Below are 18,674 nucleotides of genomic sequence, written 5' to 3'. Positions count from 1 at the left end.
TAAATTCAATAACTAATCTAAAAATGAGAAAACAGATACTACTTTTTATAATTCTTGGAGTTTCTCCATTGGTTTTAGTAGCTCAGAACTTTTTTGTTTCTAAAGTAGCTTCTGAAAATCAACATATTCCTGATCAAGGAAACGGACTTTATAAGAATCCTATTTTTCCTGGAAAATATGGCGATCCAAGTATTGTTAGAGTAGACAAAGATTATTATGTAGCGTTCAGTAAAGGGGCTAATATATTGATATGGCACTCCCTCGATTTAGTGAATTGGGAGCCCATCAAAAGGCATCATTTACCTGAGGGCTATGATCGCGTTTGGGCGATAGATTTACAATATTTCAACAACAAGTTTCACATCTATATGCCAGTGGGTATCTACCCCGGAAAAAAACAGAATTTTATGGGAAATTTTGTGATAACAGCAGAGGATATAACTGGAGCTTGGAGTGACCCGATTAATTTGGAAATAGAAGCTCCCGAAACAGATAAAATAATTGAATTTCCAAATCCAGATAGTTTTTACAATGGTATTGATCCTGGATTTATCCAAACTCCTGAAGGAGATAAATACCTGTATTTAGGTCATGGTTTTGCCGTAGAATTAAATGATGAAGGCACTAAAGCCGTTTCAAAATTAAAACAATATTATACGGGTTGGGATATTCCAGAGTCTTGGATCGTAGAATGTAAATGTTTAGAAAGTCCAAAGTTGTTTTACAAAGATGGCTATTATTATATGGTTTCTGCTCAAGGCGGAACGGCAGGTCCTGCAACGGCTCACATGAGTATTGTTGCTAGATCTAAACAGCCCTTGGGACCTTGGGAAAATAGTCCACACAACCCATTAACGCATACCTATTCTCATGAAGAGCCTTTTTGGCATCAAGGGCATGGGACTGTTTTTAAAGCTGTCGACGGAAGTTGGTATACTATTTTTCACGGCAGAGTTAAAGGATACACAGAAATGGGTAGACCTACTTTCATAATGCCATTAGAATGGACCACTGATGGTTGGCCAGTTATTAAAGATCAATTACCAATACACGCTTTAATTCCTATGCCTAAAGGCGAAAAGGTAGCACATGGCATGCCATTGTCAGATAATTTCAATGGTAATGAACCTAGCATATAATGTGAGTTTAGTAATACTAATAAAAGTCTATTAAATTTTGGAAACGGAAGGTTACAAATTAGAAGTAAAAAAGTAGAATACAATGAAGCTTCAACCATTTCACAACGCGCAGTAAACCAAAGTTTTGAAGCCAGTGTTTTAGTAGAAATAAAACAAGGAGAGGGAATTGCAGGAATTAATCTTGGGAAATGGGGCATTGCTACCGATGGTGCATCTGTGTTCTGGGCAGTAGCAAGATCACGTGGTCAGCGTTTCCAAAGAAAAACACTGTCAAAACCGGGGAAAGTATGGCTAAAAATGGTGAATTATCGCAAGGATATTACCTTAATGTATTCAGAGGATGGAGTTAATTGGGAAAAATTTAAAGACAGTAATCGTGATGCCGATGCTTACAATATAAGTTTATTCAAATATGGGCAGGGAACGGCAGATTTTAAAGATTATAAATATATGGGATTAGAAACTGGATTTTAAAGATAGAAGTTCTTGAAAGTCATCAATAAAAACAAAAAAAATATCAATAAAAAATGAGAAGCATTAAATTAATTTCCTTAGTTGGAGTTTTATTCTTGCTAGTTATAGAATCAATCCATGCAGAGGTTAAACTTCCGGCTATTGTATCTTCAAATATGGTTTTACAGCGCAATACAACTATCGTGTTGTGGGGCTGGGCAGATGCTAATGAGAAGGTTACTATCAATGCCTCTTGGTTAGTTGAGCAGATTAATGTTCAAGCTGACAAGGAGGGTAGTTGGCGTATAGAGGTTAAAACAACCAACAGTAAAGCATCTCAATCCATAAAAATATATAGTGAAAATTCAGATATAATATTAGAAAATATCTTATTTGGAGAGGTTTGGTTGTGCTCTGGTCAATCTAATATGGAACAGCCTATAAAAGGCTATGAAGGGCAACCTACATTTGGTGCTGTTATGGCAACTGCAAAATCTAATAATGCCAATTTACGTCTCTTTACAGTTGATAAAGTGGGCTCAAAAACCCCGTTAAACACTATTGAAAAGTTTACAGGCTGGCAACAATCATCTCCGCTTAGTGTTTCAAATTTTAGTGCTGTAGCTTATTTCTTTGGTGAGCAACTTCAGGAAATTTTAGATTGTCCTGTTGGTATGATACATACTTCTTGGGGTAATAGTTCAGTTCAAGCCTGGATGAGTAAGGCCGTGCTAAGTTCACATCAAAATGTTAACCTAGATGATGTAGATATAACAAAGAGGACACAGCGTATTCCAACTGCATTGTTTAATTCAATGATAAATCCATTGATTCCCTATACAGTAAAAGGTGTATTGTGGTATCAAGGCGAGGCTAATCGTAAAGAACCTGAGCAGTATAAAACACTTTTTCCAGCCATGGTAAAAGATTGGCGAGCACGTTGGGAAATAGGAGATTTCCCATTCTACTATGTGCAGATTGCCCCATTCTTATATGGAAATAATGATGTGTTTCAAACGGTTGACAATAGTGCTTTTATTAGAGAAGCACAATTAGAATGTTTGGATTTAATTCCAAATTCGGGCATCGCTATTACGATGGATATAGGAGACAAACATGGCATTCATCCACCAAAGAAAAAAGAAGTGGCCAATAGGTTATTGTTTAATGCCTTAAACCAAACTTATGGTTACAAAACAATAGATTATGCTGCTCCTATTTATGAATCTCTAGATATAAAAGGTAGTGGAATAACATTGAAGTTTAAAAATGCCGACAACGGATTGTATGCTCACAATGACTTAGAAGGATTTGAAATAGCAGGTTCTGATAAAGTGTTTTATCCAGCCAGCGCTAAAATAGTAAAGCGTAAAAATGTGTTTATCAAAAGTGATAGAGTACCTAATCCAGTGGCTGTTAGATATGCTTGGCGAAATTGGGTAATGGGTACCCTTTATGGTACGAATCTTTTACCCGTATCATCTTTTAGAACTGACCAATGGATAGATGCTAAACAAGCAAATAGTAATAACTAATAATTTTTTAATAATGAAAACAATTTTCAGATTTAGTAAACACTTAATTCTTACGGTATTTAGTATATTATTTACCTGTGTTGTTTCTGCACAGAATTCTAATCCTAATGATCTGCAACAGGATTATGCAGACATTGAGGCTTTTCGTATTTCAAAAGGCGATAATCCATCATATGGTGGAGGTTCAGAGGATGCAATTATTAAAAAGTGGGTTAATTTTTTATGGGATGAAGGTTGGAATCGAAAGTCAAGTTGGGATATAGATTTCAAGACAGCAAGGAAAGATCTTTTAGGTACTAATAATGGTAAAAAAACCAATGCTTTGAGAGTTGTAAACGAATTTACTAATTTGGTTTATGCAGATGGAAGTGTAGGTAATGTTAGAAACAATTCTTGGGTACTTAAAAATAACTTAAGCCAATTGGTATTTGAAAATAATAAAGTTAATTTAAAGTTCGAAAATGCTAATGGCGATAATTACCTTCTTAATATCTCATTTTTTAATGATGGTTTAATCCATGTAACTGGAGAAGAACTTGGTTATTTTGATGATAAAGCTTTAATTCCAGCTGCCGTATCTGCTAGTGAAACTAATGGAAAATTAGTGATTACTTATTTAAGCGAGCCAATTTTAATCGAGTTTGAAACAGCCCCATTTTCTATGAAAGTATATAGAAATGGAGCGCTTAAGTTTAGTCAGAAGGGTTTTAATGTATCAGAATCTATTGACAATCCTCGTGGAGTACGTGTACGTTTCGATGCGGCGCAAGAGGATGAGTATATTGGTTTTGGCGAACGTTTTGATCGTCTCAAACACAAGAAAAGCATTTTTTCGCAGTGGTGTATTGGTATGGCAGAAGCACTTAATAGTGGTACACCAGAAACGTATAAACCAATTCCTTTTTACCTCAATCCTGTAAATTCTACAGGTATGTTTTATAATCATGGTGGTCTTGTTCGTTGGGATATTGAAGCTGGTGAATCAGGTGTGGTGGATATTTCGAGTATTGGAGGCTTGTGCGATTACTTTCTGTTTGTTGGAGATAATGCTTATGATATTTACCGTGCTTATACTAACGTAACAGGACGAATTTTCGAAGTCAAAGATTGGGTACATATGCCATGGATGGGACATCATTTTGGAAATCCACTTGAATTTAATAGTAAACCAGATCGACTGATTGGAGAGGTTAGAGGTTACAACGAAAACGGGTTCACTTACAGCGCCATGTATGCACCGGGAATTTCGCCTGGTAGTAATGAAACATTAGATATATACAAGAATGAAATGGAGCCCTTGGGCGTAAGGTTTGGAGCTCATCTGGATCCTATGGTTAAAAACGGAAATATAAATCAGGTTATTTTGCGTTCTGATGGTACACCTTGGGTAAGCGATCATGCATTTCAATCTGGAAATAACTATTATGATTATAGTCTTGAATCAGTAATCAATAAAGAGTTTAATGGAAGCCTGTACAAAATTTCTATGCTAGATTTTGGTGAACAGGCTGGTTGGGATACAGCACTTCGTGGATATCCTACTTTTAGCGGTCTTGAGTCGCATAATTTGTATCAACACCTTTATCATCGTGCCGCATATATATCAGAAATGAAAAAATATCCAGATGGAGATTGGATGAATTTTGCTCGAAGTGGTTGGGCGGGTGATCATGCCATTGGTGGATTTTTTGCTGGAGACACCACGAGCTCTTTGAAAGATTTAGTAAGTACTATTCGTGCTGGTATTAATCTGTGTGCTAGTGCAGGTGTCTATTGGGGAGCAGATATTGGTGCTTACAAGAGAAACCCCGCTTTAACTAAATTAAATTATTTGCGCTGGGCACAGTTTGGACTTTTTAGTCCATTAATGCGGACTCATGCGCATCAAGATAAAGAATTGCGTCCGTGGAAATACGATGCTGAAACCAATGATGCTTTCAAAGCTTACACTTGGTTACGTGCTTCGCTTGTGCCTTATATTCATGAGAGTGGGCTTGTTGCTACTTCAGATGGCATACCAATTATGCGTGCGTTGCCTATTGAATTTCCAAAGGATGTTAATGCATATTTAGACTATGAATATATGTTTGGACCAAGTTTGCTTGTTGCACCTTATGTGACCACAAATCACTCTCGTGGTAATGTTTATCTTCCAAAAGGAACTTGGTTTAACTTTTTTACAAAAGAGAAGCATACTGGAGAAAAAACATTTAGCCAAACATCACCCGATTTTACAGAAATGCCAGTTTATGTAAGAGCACCTGCAATTTTGCCTATTCGTATTGGAGATAATTCACCCGTACTTGGTAAATCTTACTTTGCAAGCACAGGTACGGATTTGTATAACGCAAAATCTGTTATTGATGCATTTCAAATCTATCCATTAAATGGCGCAGCAGAAAGTGTGTTTTCTTATGCAGCCGTTTCGTATGAAAACAAAAGTAGCGTGGTTACTCTTCATATTAATTCAGAGAGTTTGTTTAACAAGCAGGTACATATAGAGGTTGTTGATGTTTCAACTGTTACCGAAGTTATTGCAGGTACAAAGACACTTTCATCCAGTTCATCATGGGAAGATATGATGGTAGAAACCGGTCGTTATTATTATGATCAAGCATCAAAAGTATTATTCGTGAATTATTTGAATGATACAGCTTTAAATGTCCCAGAAGTGCGTGAGTCCAATACTTTTGAAATTTATCCCAATCCATCCAGCGATAGTCTTTCTGTAAAGTTAAATGCTACCCAAAAAGGTAAAGTTCAAATGAAAATTTATAATACAACCGGAGCATTGGTTAAGTCTTTTAATTATGGGGTCAATGAATTCTCTAATATAGAAGAAATTAGTTTGCGTGGATTGGCTCTAGGATTATACGTTTTGTCTATCGAACAAGAGGGTAAAAAGCACGTTTTAAAATTTATTAAGAAAGATTAACCAAAATAATTTGATTATGAAAGACATTTTTAGACAAACTAATACATTGAAATTGATGGTGTTGTGTGCCCTCTTTTCTGTCAGTATTTATGCTCAAAAACCAAACGTTGTTTTTATTTGTGTTGACGATATGAATAGCTATGGCCTCTTAAAAGAATATGCGCCACTTGAAATGCCTTATTTAGATAAATTAAGAGAACAATCCGTAGTATTCGAAAACTCTTACTGTGCATCGCCAGTATGCATGCCATCGCGAGCATCCTTTTTTAGTGGAAAATATCCGCATAATACAGGGAATTATCGTAATGGAAAGAATTCGACATCTTGGATAACTTCAGAAGTGCTGCAAAAGGTAGAAGCCATGCCCGAATTTTTCAAACGAAATGGTTATGAAACCTGGGCTTCTGGTAAACTTTTTCATGCTAAAATCCCACAGGGTAGAGAGGATGCCATGTTTGATAATAGTCCAGTTCATCAAGGTGGATTTGGTCCTTTTCCTAGAAAGGAAAATCAATTAAATCGTCCATTTTGGGGTGTAGATTCATTTCCAGATGAGGAATTTCCCGATGTAAAAAATGCAGATGCGGCTATTGAGTTTTTAAATGAAGAACATGAAAAACCATTTTTCTTGTATTACGGATTGTATAGACCACACACACCGTTTACGGCTCCAAAACGTTTTTTTGATATGTATGACATTGATAAAATCACGATTCCTGAAGGCTATAATCCTTCAGATTTAGATGATATTCCTAAGCAAGGTAGAAAATTAGTTGATGGAGATACTAGATTCCAAATATCGGGAGCGCCCACACCAGACATTTGGAAGAAAATGATTAGGGGATATTGTGCAACAAACTCATTTGCAGATTGGAATGTTGGTCGTCTCATAGAAGCTTTGGATAAAAGTAGCTATTCAAAAAACACTATTGTAGTCCTTATTTCTGATAATGGATACCATTGTGGCGAGAAAAATCATTGGGAAAAATCTACCCTTTGGGATATAGCTGATAAAGTTCCCGTAGTTATTAGAACGCCTGAAACCAAAGGAGCTGTTTGTACCAACCCAGTGAGTTTGGTTGATATCTATCCTACACTAGTTGATTATTGTGGATTGGAACAACCAACTAGTAAACTTGATGGCATTAGTATGCTGCCTTTCATTAAAAACCCTTCTATGGCATCTGATCGTGCTGTGCTTACTACCTATGGAGAACAGTATTCATCAGTTTCCAATGGTCGCTATAGGTACATTCAATATCCTGATGGTAGCGAAGAGTTTTATGATCATGAATCAGATCCTCATGAGTGGAAAAATATTATCTCAAATCCAGAAATACTAAATGCGAAAAACAAATTGAAAAAAGAAATTCCTGAAACGTGGCATCCTGCTCTGAAAAATGATGACAAATAAAACTAGATTAGAAATAATAAAAAAAAGAAGATAATGAATTCGAAAATAATAAAAACAATATTTTTAAGCTTAAAATTGGCACTTGTATTTGCAGTACTTCCGCTTTATGCACAAGTTGATAAATCTCCCACTAACCCAGGAGGAACAACAACTTATACTAATGTTCTTGGGCCACGGATTGCTGACCCCTGGATGATTAAAATGGGAGACTTTTATTATCTAACGGGAACCGCTGCTCCTGGTGATCAGGCTATTGATTGGACGCCTATCTGGAAGTCCCGTGATATGATTAACTGGAGTGGACCTTTCAAGGCATATAGAGGAACTGAGCCACATTATTGGGCATCTGATGCCTATCACTACCGTGGTAAATATCATTTGGTTGTAACCTGTGGCAATTCTAAAGACGCTAATAAACACTATAAGTTTTTGGAGGCTTCTTCGCCTGAAGGGCCTTATACATTGGTTAGAAAAGAAACCAATATAAAGCGCCTTGATCCAGGGATTTTTGTAGATACTGATGGTAAGTCCTATTTGTTGAGTGATGAATTTACAGCACCGTTATCAGATGATTGGACTACAGTTGGAACTTGGAAAAATACGGCCTATGGGGAAGGTGTTCGTGAAGGTCCTTTTGTAATTAAGCATAATAATAGATATAATGTTTTCCGAGCATGGAATAAATCTCCTAATGGTAAAAAGGGATATGAAATGATGATGGGGTATTCTAATAGCATAATGGGTAATTACACCTTATTTCCAGAAATTATATATGATGGTACACATCGTCCAGGGCATGGAGGTTATACACTATCTCCTGATGGAACTCAAATGTGGTTAACTGGTCATTTTTGGGATGCCGAAAATACAAGTTGGGATTATAGATGGTTAATGATTGATTATTGGGGTGGTTTTAAAACCGATGGAGACCCGTATGCAATTGCAGAATCATTTACTGAGAACCCTGTACCAAGCAGAACAGTAATTAATGGCAATGTAGCAACCAATGGAAAGCCTGTAAACGCTTCCGATTATTCTGGAGATAATACTCCAGCCAAAGCAGCGGACAGCGATGATTCTACCATGTGGATTCCCGCAAACGAAACACTTCCTAAATGGTTGGAAGTAGATTTGTCTGGTGAATTAAAAATAAAAGCCATAGAAACAACCTTTAAAACGTCAGGGGTATATACATATGTTGTTGAAGGTTCTTATGACAGGTATGGTTGGACAACTATTGTTGATCAAAGCTCAAATACCAATAGTGCAACTACATATGTTGATGCTGTTAGTGATAAGGATTCTTGGTATAGATATATCCGTATTACAATAACTTCAATTCCTACACTAGGTAGTGCGGGTATTAAAGAATTTAAAATAATCAACAATAACGATGATCAATTTATTGGTTATGGTGATCCCATTATAATTCAGGCAGAAAGTTTTGATACTTCAAGTGGTGGTTTGAATACAGAATCAACCACCGACGTAAGTGGTGGTATTAATATAAGTAATACAAATGCAGGCGAATGGGCCCAATATAATAATATTACTGTTGATGAAACTGGTATTTATGATATTGAGTTTAGGGTTGCCTCTAAAGACCACGACAATAATTGGAAATTATATGATGGTGATACACTTATTGCTTCCGAATCAGTTGGGAATACGAACGGTTGGCAATATTGGCAGAGTGTTATTGCTTTTGATGTTTCACTTTCTGAAGGGCAACATAATCTTAAACTAGAATTTGAAGATAATGGTTGCAATTTTAACTGGATAAAAATCTATAAAGTGAATCGCATGACTGGCATATTATCCATCGGTGAAAATAAGGTCAAAAAAAAAACGATAAAAATGACCCCAAATCCTGCCAGAGACACCGTTAGGTTTGATGTTGAAGTGGAAGGTTTGGAAGTGTATAGTATTAATGGAAAGCTTGTAATAAAAGAAAATGATGTTAATCGTTTTGATACATCTAATTTAAAAGGTTTACACATCGTTAAAGGAATTACCAATGATGGTTTTCGGTTTTGTGAAAAATTAATTGTTAGGTAGTTGGAGTTTTTCAAGAGTATAGTTAGCCATATAAAAAATATTAGATATAGTATGAAATCATTACCAATAATAACAGTTGCAGTTTTTGTTTTAATAGGCTGCACTCAAAAAAAACAAGAAAACACCAGTTTTTTTAAGTTAAATACAGCAGATTTTAAATCTACAGTAAAAGGAAAAGAAACAGGATTGTACATTTTGAAGAATTCAAGTGGTATGGAAGCTGCCATTACCAATTATGGTGGTCGTATCGTTGGATTGACCGCAGCAGACCGCGATGGAGAAATGAAAGATGTCATTCTTGGATTTAATTCTATTGAAGGATATCTAAAAGCGAATGAAGTATTTCATGGCGCGTTAATCGGCCGCGTTGGAAATCGTGTTGGAAATGGGAAATTCACATTGGATGGTGTTGAGTATAAACTTCCTTTAAACAATGGACCCAACCAATTGCATGGTGGTGTTGATGGGTTTCACAACCAAGTTTGGGGGGTAAAAAAAGTAACAGCTAACTCTATAGTATTGACCTATCTATCTAAAGATGGCGAAATGGGCTATCCAGGAAATTTAAGTGTTGAGGTTACTTATGTTTTAAATGATAAAAATGAATTTGAGTTACATTATAAAGCTACAACCGATGAAAAAACGGTAGTTAACTTAACCAGTCATCCCTTCTTTAATTTGGCAGGTGAAGGTAACGGAACGATTAACAATCACATTCTAAAAATAAACGCAGAAAAATACACGGCAGTAGATTCTACTTTAATTCCTTTAGGCGAAAATGTACCTGTAGTAGGAACCCCTTTCGATTTTAGAAACGGAAAAGCAATTGGCCAGGATTTAGGAGCACAGAAAACCAATGCTCAATTGCAGCATGGTTTGGGTTACGATCATAATTTTGAATTAAATCCGCCAGCAAACGGCGAGATGTTTATGGCGGCTAGTATTCTTGATCCTGAAAGTGGACGTGTCATGGAAATTTATACCATTGAACCAGGACTTCAATTTTATGGTGGAAATTTTATGGATGGTTCAGATATCGGTAACAGCGGTAAAGCATATGAATTCAGAGAGTCTTTTGCTTTAGAAACGCAACATTTTCCTGATGCGCTCAATCAACCAAATTTCCCTTCAATTGAATTAAACCCCGGAGAAACGTATTCTACAAAAACCATTTATGCTTTCAAAACCAAATAATAATATAAAACGATGAGACAAAAGTTAACCATTTTAGTACTTATTTTTAGTGCTTTTACATTCGCACAAAATTGGCAACCTACAGGAGATAAAATAAAATCTACTTGGGCAGAAAAAGTAACTCCAGACAATGTTTGGGATGAATATCCACGTCCTCAAATGGAACGTACACAATGGCAAAATTTGAACGGACTATGGGAATACGCTATTACTTCAAACAGTATAGTTACACCAAAGAAATGGGAACAAAATATTTTAGTGCCTTTCGCTTTAGAAACTCCTTTGTCTGGTGTTGGAAAAAGAATAAAGTCAGATGAAGTTATTTGGTATAAACGTACTTTTCAGTTGACCGAACAAACCAACCAACGGCAACTTCTAAATTTTGAAGGTGTAGATTATAAGTGTATGGTTTGGGTAAATGGAGAATTAGCAGGTTCGCATATTGGTGGTAATTTGCCATTTTCATTTGATGTTACCAAATTGGTAAAGTCAGGTGCAAATGAAGTAATGTTAAGAGTTATTGATGGTACAGATGATCCAGATTTATATCAACTTCGTGGGAAACAAAAACGAGATAATAAGGGTATTTGGTATACACCCTCTTCTGGAATTTGGGCACCAGTTTGGATAGAGACTGTTCCTCAAACATATATTAAATCTGTAAAATTATTAGCAGATATGTATGGCGAATTAAAAGTAGATGCCATTGTAGGTGGTTTGCAAAAAAACACCCAACTAAGAATTACAGTGTTAGATAATGATGAAGTAATTACAAAAAATATAAGTGTATCTAATCAAGCACTTTTAAGTGTTAGAAATGTAAAACGTTGGTCTCCAAAATCTCCTTTTTTATACAATCTTATTATAGAACTTATTGGGGAAAATGGAGAAGTATTAGATAGTGTAAAGTCTTATACTGGTTTTAGAACTGCCGGCAAAATTTGTGATAAAAACGGTAATTGGCAATTTAGTTTGAATGGAGAAAAAATCTTTCATTTTGGGCCTTTAGACCAAGGTTGGTGGCCAGCTAGTTTTCTTTTACCTCCTTCGGATGAGGCTATTATTTGGGAAATGGAATACTTGAAAAAAGCGGGTTTTAATATGATTCGCAAACATAAAAAAAGTGAAATACGTCGTTATTATTATCATGCAGATCGTTTAGGTTTTGTTATTTGGCAAGACCAAACTTCTGGTGGAAGTGGAGGTAGCGAATGGCCAAAATGGCAAAGACCATTTATGCTTTCAGAAGATTTCGTATCTAAAAATAATCAGTGGAAAAAAGGAGATCTAGTAGATGCAGATTGGCCAGATTGGGCACACAATCAGTATATGGATGAGCTAAAAACAATGATAGACGTTTTGCATAATCATCCATCAATAGTGGTTTGGACTACTTTTAATGAACGTTGGGGTCAACATCGCTCTATAGAAGTAGGAAAATGGACGAAAGCATATGACCCGTCTCGAATGTTAAATATTGCAAGTGGAGGTAATTTTTTTGAAGTGGGTGACATTGTAGATGAACATAAATACCCGAATCCAGATTTTCCATCAGAGATGCCATTATTTGATAATTATATTAAAGTAGTTGGAGAATTTGGTGGTCATGGTTGGGCTGTAAAAAATCATCTTTGGGATAAAGAAAAACGCAATTGGGGTTACGGTGGTCTTCCAAAAACAAAAGAAGAGTATATACAGCGTTATAAAGAAAGTTCTAAAATTCTTGGAGAATTAAGAGAGAAGGGTATTAGTGGAGGTGTTTATACACAAACTACAGATGTTGAAGGAGAAATAAATGGTTTAATAACCTACGATAGAAAAGTAATGAAAATTACGCCAGAAGAATTGTATAAAATTCATAAGCAAGCAGGTCTTTTAGAAGAATAGAATGTTTAAAAATTTAACTTCAACTGAAAAGTTGAAAGAGATTCATGATGCATTATTTAAAGAAAAATAATTTTCAAATTAGAAATAGCCATTTTATAAAAATAAACTTAAATACCACTAAATATGAAACGAAGTCAATTTATTAAACTATCAGGTACAGCAATTGCAGGTACTGCTTTAGTGCCAAGTCTTTGGTCATGCTCATCTATAGCCCAAAGTCAAATTAAAGAGTTAGAAAAACATGTTATTGACAGATGTGAACTAGTTGAAGTTGATTTCAGATGGTCACGTTTTGTTGGTAAAAATGGACGATTAGATTTTCATGGTCAGAAACATAAAAACACACTTTTAAAAATATATACCAATCAAGGCGCCATGGGTTGGGGGTTGTCTGATAAAAAAGCCAGCGAGATTATTCCTTTAATTAAAAACAAAAAGGTTTCTGATTTGATTACTCCTGGCAATGGAATTATTGAAACTTTAGATAGTCGTGTTGATACAGCACTACATGATTTAATGGGTGTGATATTAAACGAGCCCGTTTATAAATTAATTGGTAATAAAGCATCTAACCAAGTACCTATTTATAGCGGCATGATTTATTTAGATGAGCTAAATCCTGGTAGTGAGACTAAAGGAATGGACGCTATTCTTGAAAATTGTGAGTGGGATTATAATTATGGTTACCGCCAATTAAAAGTAAAAATAGGCCGCAGTGGAAGATGGTACCCGCATCAAAAAGGTTTAGAAAAAGACATTGAAGTTGTAAACCTTATTCATAATACATTCAAAGGCAGAAAGACTCAGATTTTAGTAGATGCTAATGACATGTACTCACTAGAGGATACCATTAGCTTTTTAAAAGGCATTACAGATGTGCCCTTGTATTGGATGGAAGAACCATTCATAGAAGAATTAGATGCAGGACGAAAATTAAAAACATGGATGAATGAAAATGGCTTTGAAAACACCTATTACGCAGACGGAGAACGGAAGCCCAATTTAGACGTTTGTTTACAATTAGGAAAAGAACAAGTTATGGATGTACTTCTTGCTGATGTTATGGGGTATGGTTTTTCAAAATGGATAAAACTCATGCCACAGATTAAAAAAATGAATATGCAAGCAAGTCCACATTCATGGGGAAGTGCATTAAAAACTAATTATAATCTTCATCTCGCTGCAGGACTTGGTAATGTATGCACCGTTGAAGGGGTTACCTGTCTCTCTGATGATATAGATTATGGTAATTATCCCATTATTGATGGAGTAGTAAAAGTATCTGACGCTCCTGGTTTTGGTATGAAAATATTAAAAAAATAGTACGTATAGATTACGATGAGGTTAATGATTATTATAAAACTATTCCAATGAAAACTAAATTTTTACTTAGTATCTATCTAGCATTTTGTTTGCAGATAATAACTATAAATCTTAACGCTCAAAGTAATGAAGCACCTATTTCTATTAATATAGATTTTAATAAGGAAGTAGGAGAAATGAACCCCATATGGGGGAGCTGGGGTTATGATGAGCCGAATTATACCTATATGAAAGATGGCAAAAAGCTGCTTTCAGAAATTGCAGATTTAAGTGCTGTACCCGTTTACGTTCGTGCGCATAGTTTATTGGTAACCCACGAAGGCGATATAGCCTTAAAATGGGGATCTACAAATGCTTATACTGAAGATGAAAATGGTAATCCCATTTATGATTGGACGGTAGTTGATAAAATTTTTGACACCTATATTGAAAGAGGCATGAAGCCTATTGCTCAAATAGCTTTTATGCCAAAAGCCCTTTCATCTAAGCCTGAACCTTATAGAAATGATTGGATTTCTGGCGCTAAGTATAACCGCATTTTTGCAGGTTGGTCTTATCCTCCCAATGATTATAATAAATGGGCAGAATTGATTTATCAATGGGTAATACATTCTGTAGAACGCTATGGAAAGGAAGAAGTAGAAAGTTGGTATTGGGAATTATGGAATGAACCCAATATTGGCTATTGGCAGGGGACTACCGAGGAGTATATTAAACTATATGATTATACAGCCGATGCCGTGAAACGTGCTTTACCCTTAGCTAAAATAGGTGGTCCAGAAACAACAGGTCCCGGAGGAAAAGGAGCAGAGAAATTTCTACGTGCGTTTTTAGATCATGTCGTTAGTGGTAAAAACTATGTAACAGGAAAAACGGGCTCTCCACTTGATTTTATTACGTTTCACGCTAAAGGCAAACCTACTATGGTAGATAGCTTGGTACAAATGAATATGGGCAAGCAATTGCGGGATATCAGTAAAGGTTTTGAAATTGTAGCATCTTATCCAACATTAAAACACTTGCCAATTATTATAGGAGAATCAGATCCAGAAGGTTGTGCAGCCTGTTCTGAAAATGATTACCCGCAAAATGCGTATCGCAACAATACCATGTACGCCAGTTATACGGCAGCAGCTTTTGCCCGTAAATATGAGTTGGCTGATCATTTTGATGTCAATCTTTTTAGCGCTGTTACTTGGGGATTTGAGTTTGAAGATCAACCTTGGTTTGCTGGATTTCGTGATATGGCAACAAATGGGGTGGATAAGCCTGTATTGAATGTTTTTAGAATGTTTGGTTTGATGCAGGGCAATAGAGTTAAGGTTTCAGGTAACTTAGAATATGATTATTTAAAGTTGCGAGATGAAAGCGTGCGTGGTAACCCCGATGTAAATGCTATTGCAGCAAAAGCTAAAAACGCATCAACTATTATGGTTTGGAATTATCATGATAATAATAACCTTAATGTTCCTGATGCCCATGTAGAAATAAAAGTAGAAGGGTTGCCAGTAGGCAAAGTATTATTGAACCATTACAGAGTAGATCAAGAACACAGTAACTCATTTACAGTCTGGAAAGGGATGGGGTCACCTCAAGATCCCACTCTAGAGCAAATTTCAAAACTTGAAAAAGCGGGACAGTTACAATTATACACTTCGCCTAAATGGTTAACCATTGAAAAAGGAGAAACTACAATAAAAATGAAACTTCCACGTCAAGGGATTTCATTGTTTCAATTTTCATATTAAATCTAGTAATCACTATTAAAATATATGTCATGCTTAAAAATTTGAGATCCATTATAATTACTCTAGGAATATTGTTGTCTTTGTCTATTAATAGAAGTTTTGCTCAAGAAAAACTTTGGAAAGGAACATTTCAAGGTTGGACATTTGGATACAAATGTGAGCCATTTGATAGAGGTTTATACTGGCACATTCAACCCAATGGAGATTTGCTTGCAACCGGAGGGGATTCGTATAAAACACAAAGCGGAATGCGTACCAATGAAGTCTACGGAGACTATGAACTGACTTTGGAATATAAATGGCTATCGTCAGGAGAAGATAAGAAATCTGGAAATAGTGGAATTTGGATTCACGGGCAAGAAGGTTTTGATCAGGATAACGGTGCTTTTCCTAATTCGATTGAAGTGCAATTAAGAAAAACTACTGCTGGAGATCTTTTAAGAAAAGGATTAGAAATTGATCAAGAATCAGGTTTTCCAAGTAAAGGAGAAGCTGTATTCAGAAGGTCAGATAGTAGTACTGTTGAGCACTTTTATAATGAATGGAACACTTTAAAAATTCGCTGTGAAAAGGATGAAATAAGTGTTTGGTTGAATGGAACCTTAATAAATAAAGCCATTCAGTGTAGAACGATAAGCAATGAACCTGTAACAAGTGGGTACATAACGCTACAGGCAGAATTTAAAGACTTGTCCTTTCGCAATATTGTAATTGAAAAACTAGAAAAAGATAATTAATCAAATTGGTTTTACAACGGATTGAAAAAAGCCTTCTTTTTATATTGTTATACCATGTTTGTAAATAGAAAAGGTGGGTTAGGAATAATGCTAAATAAAACAGTTAAAACATAATGTTAAAATAATAGATATGAATACTAAACCTAACATTTTAAATAAAAAAAGCATTTTTATTTTAGCCTTTTTCTTTGTCTTATTTTGGGTTACCCCAATGTTTAGTCAATCAGAACAAGGAGATCGCCCTAATATTTTAATGGTGGTTATTGATGACATGAACGATTGGACCAATTACCTTGGGAATGAACAGGTAATCACGCCAAATCTTGATAAACTAGCTGCCAAAAGTACGAAGTTTAATAATGCTTATTCTGCTTCGCCAATTTGTAATCCATCCCGTACTGCTTTTATAACAGGCCTATTACCTATAAAAACGGAAGTTTATGGTAATAATCGTAAATGGGCAGATGCAGAAATTATAGATAATATTGTTACACTTCCAGAGCATTTAAAAAACAATGATTATGAAACTATATGGGCAGGAAAATTGTATCATGGCAATAAAAACAACGGATACCGAAGCACTCCAGAAAAATTAGCAAGTACTTGGGATGATATGACCCATCTTGATGGCGGTTATGGTCCAGGGGTTAAAAATAGCACTAAACCAAGTGGAATTTCTGAGAATGTTGCCAATTTTGATGTTGGAGTGCATGAAGGGGAGGAATCAGACTTTGCAGATGTTACCAATACTGACAAAATTATTTCTTTCTTAGAACAAGCGCATGATAAGCCCTTTATGGCAACTATGGGGTATTATAGACCTCACAATCCATGGACGGCACCACAACGATTTTTTGATAAGTATCCTTTAGATGAAATCCAATTACCGGATGCTATTGCAAATGATACAGATGATATTTCGCCGTATGCCTTAAATGTTATGATTCCGGAGGATAACAATGATAGAATAGTTGAAACGGGTTGGTCAAAAACGCTCGTGCAGGGATATTTGGCAAGTGTTACGTTTATGGATGAAAATTTTGGTCGTCTTATCGATGCCTTAGAAAATTCTGAATATGCAGACAATACGATTATTGTTGTATTTGGAGATCACGGGTTTAGTCATGGACAAAAGGGACTTTGGGATAAAAATGCCCTTTGGAGACAAGCATCTCGTACACCATTATTAATTCATAATCCAATGGATCTTACTTGGAAAGGGGAGGTGATAACACCTGTATCTCTTCTAGATATTTATCCAACTATAGCAGATTTATGTGGTACAACTTTACCAACGCATTTGGATGGACATAGTTTAAAACCACTTTTGTTAAATCATTCCGAAAATTGGGAATATCCTGCGATAACGTATCGCGGTTCTTCGGAAAATGTTTCCGTACGTTTAAGAAATTGGAGTTACCTACAATATGCAGATGGGAGTCAAGAACTTTATAATTTAGAGACTGACGAGTTGGAATGGTATAATCTAGCTTATAATTCCGATTATTCGGCTATTATTGATGAAATGGTGGCTGAAATACCAGTAAAGCAAAAGGTTGAAAACAATTTTATTGAGCATAAATCTAGTGGTCAAAAATTGCATAATAATGAAACGGATAAAGGCGCCGAAGTTGATTTAGATAATTCCAATATCATTGGAGAAAATGCAGAATGGGAACTAATTCCAATCGCTGATGATTCTGATTATTATCGTATCGAGCATATGGGGTCACAACGTTGGTTACATTGTTTAACATCCGCTTTAAAGAACATAACTCTAGTTGCAAAAAGTGATACAAGTGATAATACCAAATGGAAAATTATTAATGTGGATAATACCTACTCTCGCGTTGAACACAAAGCCAGTGGCCAATGGTTGTATTCTTCAAAAGGTAGTGGGTTAGCACTTAAATTAACAGTAACCACTGCTGTTGGTGATAATACCCAATGGAAAGTACCAACAGCTTCAGGTTCATTATCTATATCGGAAAACAATTCAACAAAATCATTTAAAGCATGGCCTAATCCAACAGATAGTATTTTAAATCTTTCAGGAATATCCTCAGGGGATCACATAGATGTTTTCGATTTATTAGGTAAGAAATTATATAGTAAAAAGGCGTCATCAGATTCACTAAAATTGAATACAGCTATATGGAACAGAGGTATGTATATATTAAAGGTTACATCAGTAGATAAATCAGAAAGTTTAAAGATTGTGCTTAAATAAGAACCAAATCAGTTTATTTAA

The 18,674-nt window shown here is 35.6% G+C and carries 12 protein-coding genes; all 12 read left to right on the top strand.

Annotated elements, in window-relative coordinates; all coding sequences use genetic code 11:
- The first annotated feature begins 23 nt into the window (after positions 1-23).
- Positions 24-1,139 (top strand): family 43 glycosylhydrolase, encoded by a 1,116-nt coding sequence (locus tag HNQ90_RS11480; protein WP_144116179.1) that lies wholly within the window; start codon positions 24-26, stop codon positions 1,137-1,139.
- A 297-nt stretch (positions 1,140-1,436) separates the two neighbouring features.
- Positions 1,437-1,613, top strand: a complete 177-nt coding sequence (locus tag HNQ90_RS11475) for a hypothetical protein (protein WP_172625853.1) — start codon at positions 1,437-1,439, stop codon at positions 1,611-1,613.
- 53 nt (positions 1,614-1,666) lie between these two features.
- Positions 1,667-3,127 carry a sialate O-acetylesterase gene (locus tag HNQ90_RS11470; RefSeq protein ID WP_144116180.1) on the top strand — a complete coding sequence of 487 codons (1,461 nt, stop codon included), beginning with the start codon at positions 1,667-1,669 and terminating at the stop codon, positions 3,125-3,127.
- Between the two features lie 13 nt (positions 3,128-3,140).
- Entirely contained in the window at positions 3,141-6,062 is a 2,922-nt protein-coding gene (locus HNQ90_RS11465) for a TIM-barrel domain-containing protein (protein ID WP_172625854.1), read from the top strand.
- 16 nt (positions 6,063-6,078) lie between these two features.
- Positions 6,079-7,476, top strand: a complete 1,398-nt coding sequence (locus HNQ90_RS11460; RefSeq protein ID WP_144116182.1) for a sulfatase — start codon at positions 6,079-6,081, stop codon at positions 7,474-7,476.
- Positions 7,477-7,509: 33 nt separating this feature from the next.
- Positions 7,510-9,534: a family 43 glycosylhydrolase gene (locus HNQ90_RS11455; protein ID WP_144116183.1), complete on the top strand. Its 2,025-nt coding sequence runs from the start codon at positions 7,510-7,512 to the stop codon at positions 9,532-9,534.
- A 51-nt stretch (positions 9,535-9,585) separates the two neighbouring features.
- A complete protein-coding gene (locus tag HNQ90_RS11450) occupies positions 9,586-10,728 on the top strand; it encodes an aldose epimerase family protein (protein ID WP_144116184.1) in 1,143 nt (380 codons plus the stop codon).
- A gap of 12 nt (positions 10,729-10,740) precedes the next feature.
- Positions 10,741-12,615 (top strand): glycoside hydrolase family 2 protein, encoded by a 1,875-nt coding sequence (locus HNQ90_RS11445; RefSeq protein ID WP_144116185.1) that lies wholly within the window; start codon positions 10,741-10,743, stop codon positions 12,613-12,615.
- Between the two features lie 123 nt (positions 12,616-12,738).
- Positions 12,739-13,938, top strand: coding sequence for a mandelate racemase/muconate lactonizing enzyme family protein (locus HNQ90_RS11440; RefSeq protein WP_144116186.1), 1,200 nt, complete (start codon positions 12,739-12,741; stop codon positions 13,936-13,938).
- Positions 13,939-13,985: 47 nt separating this feature from the next.
- Positions 13,986-15,686: a GH39 family glycosyl hydrolase gene (locus HNQ90_RS11435; RefSeq protein WP_144116187.1), complete on the top strand. Its 1,701-nt coding sequence runs from the start codon at positions 13,986-13,988 to the stop codon at positions 15,684-15,686.
- A gap of 41 nt (positions 15,687-15,727) precedes the next feature.
- Entirely contained in the window at positions 15,728-16,423 is a 696-nt protein-coding gene (locus HNQ90_RS11430; RefSeq protein WP_172625855.1) for a 3-keto-disaccharide hydrolase, read from the top strand.
- Positions 16,424-16,553: 130 nt separating this feature from the next.
- Complete coding sequence (locus tag HNQ90_RS11425; RefSeq protein ID WP_144116189.1) at positions 16,554-18,653, top strand: sulfatase-like hydrolase/transferase; 2,100 nt, start codon at positions 16,554-16,556, stop codon at positions 18,651-18,653.
- The last annotated feature ends 21 nt before the right edge of the window (positions 18,654-18,674 follow it).

The sequence above is a fragment of the Algibacter amylolyticus genome (assembly GCF_014202225.1).
GTDB classification, from domain to species: Bacteria; Bacteroidota; Bacteroidia; order Flavobacteriales; family Flavobacteriaceae; genus Algibacter_B; species Algibacter_B amylolyticus.
The sequence above is the reverse complement of the archived record's forward strand: the minus strand, read 5'-3'. Positions and strand labels throughout refer to the sequence as shown.

Bases quoted from the DNA above. Each gene is read 5' to 3' on its own strand.
- HNQ90_RS11480 (WP_144116179.1), top strand. From the start codon at position 24: ATGAGAAAACAGATACTACTTTTTATAATTCTTGGAGTTTCTCCATTG.
- HNQ90_RS11475 (WP_172625853.1), top strand. From the start codon at position 1,437: ATGGTGAATTATCGCAAGGATATTACCTTAATGTATTCAGAGGATGGA.
- HNQ90_RS11470 (WP_144116180.1), top strand. From the start codon at position 1,667: ATGAGAAGCATTAAATTAATTTCCTTAGTTGGAGTTTTATTCTTGCTA.
- HNQ90_RS11465 (WP_172625854.1), top strand. From the start codon at position 3,141: ATGAAAACAATTTTCAGATTTAGTAAACACTTAATTCTTACGGTATTT.
- HNQ90_RS11460 (WP_144116182.1), top strand. From the start codon at position 6,079: ATGAAAGACATTTTTAGACAAACTAATACATTGAAATTGATGGTGTTG.
- HNQ90_RS11455 (WP_144116183.1), top strand. From the start codon at position 7,510: ATGAATTCGAAAATAATAAAAACAATATTTTTAAGCTTAAAATTGGCA.
- HNQ90_RS11450 (WP_144116184.1), top strand. From the start codon at position 9,586: ATGAAATCATTACCAATAATAACAGTTGCAGTTTTTGTTTTAATAGGC.
- HNQ90_RS11445 (WP_144116185.1), top strand. From the start codon at position 10,741: ATGAGACAAAAGTTAACCATTTTAGTACTTATTTTTAGTGCTTTTACA.
- HNQ90_RS11440 (WP_144116186.1), top strand. From the start codon at position 12,739: ATGAAACGAAGTCAATTTATTAAACTATCAGGTACAGCAATTGCAGGT.
- HNQ90_RS11435 (WP_144116187.1), top strand. From the start codon at position 13,986: ATGAAAACTAAATTTTTACTTAGTATCTATCTAGCATTTTGTTTGCAG.
- HNQ90_RS11425 (WP_144116189.1), top strand. From the start codon at position 16,554: ATGAATACTAAACCTAACATTTTAAATAAAAAAAGCATTTTTATTTTA.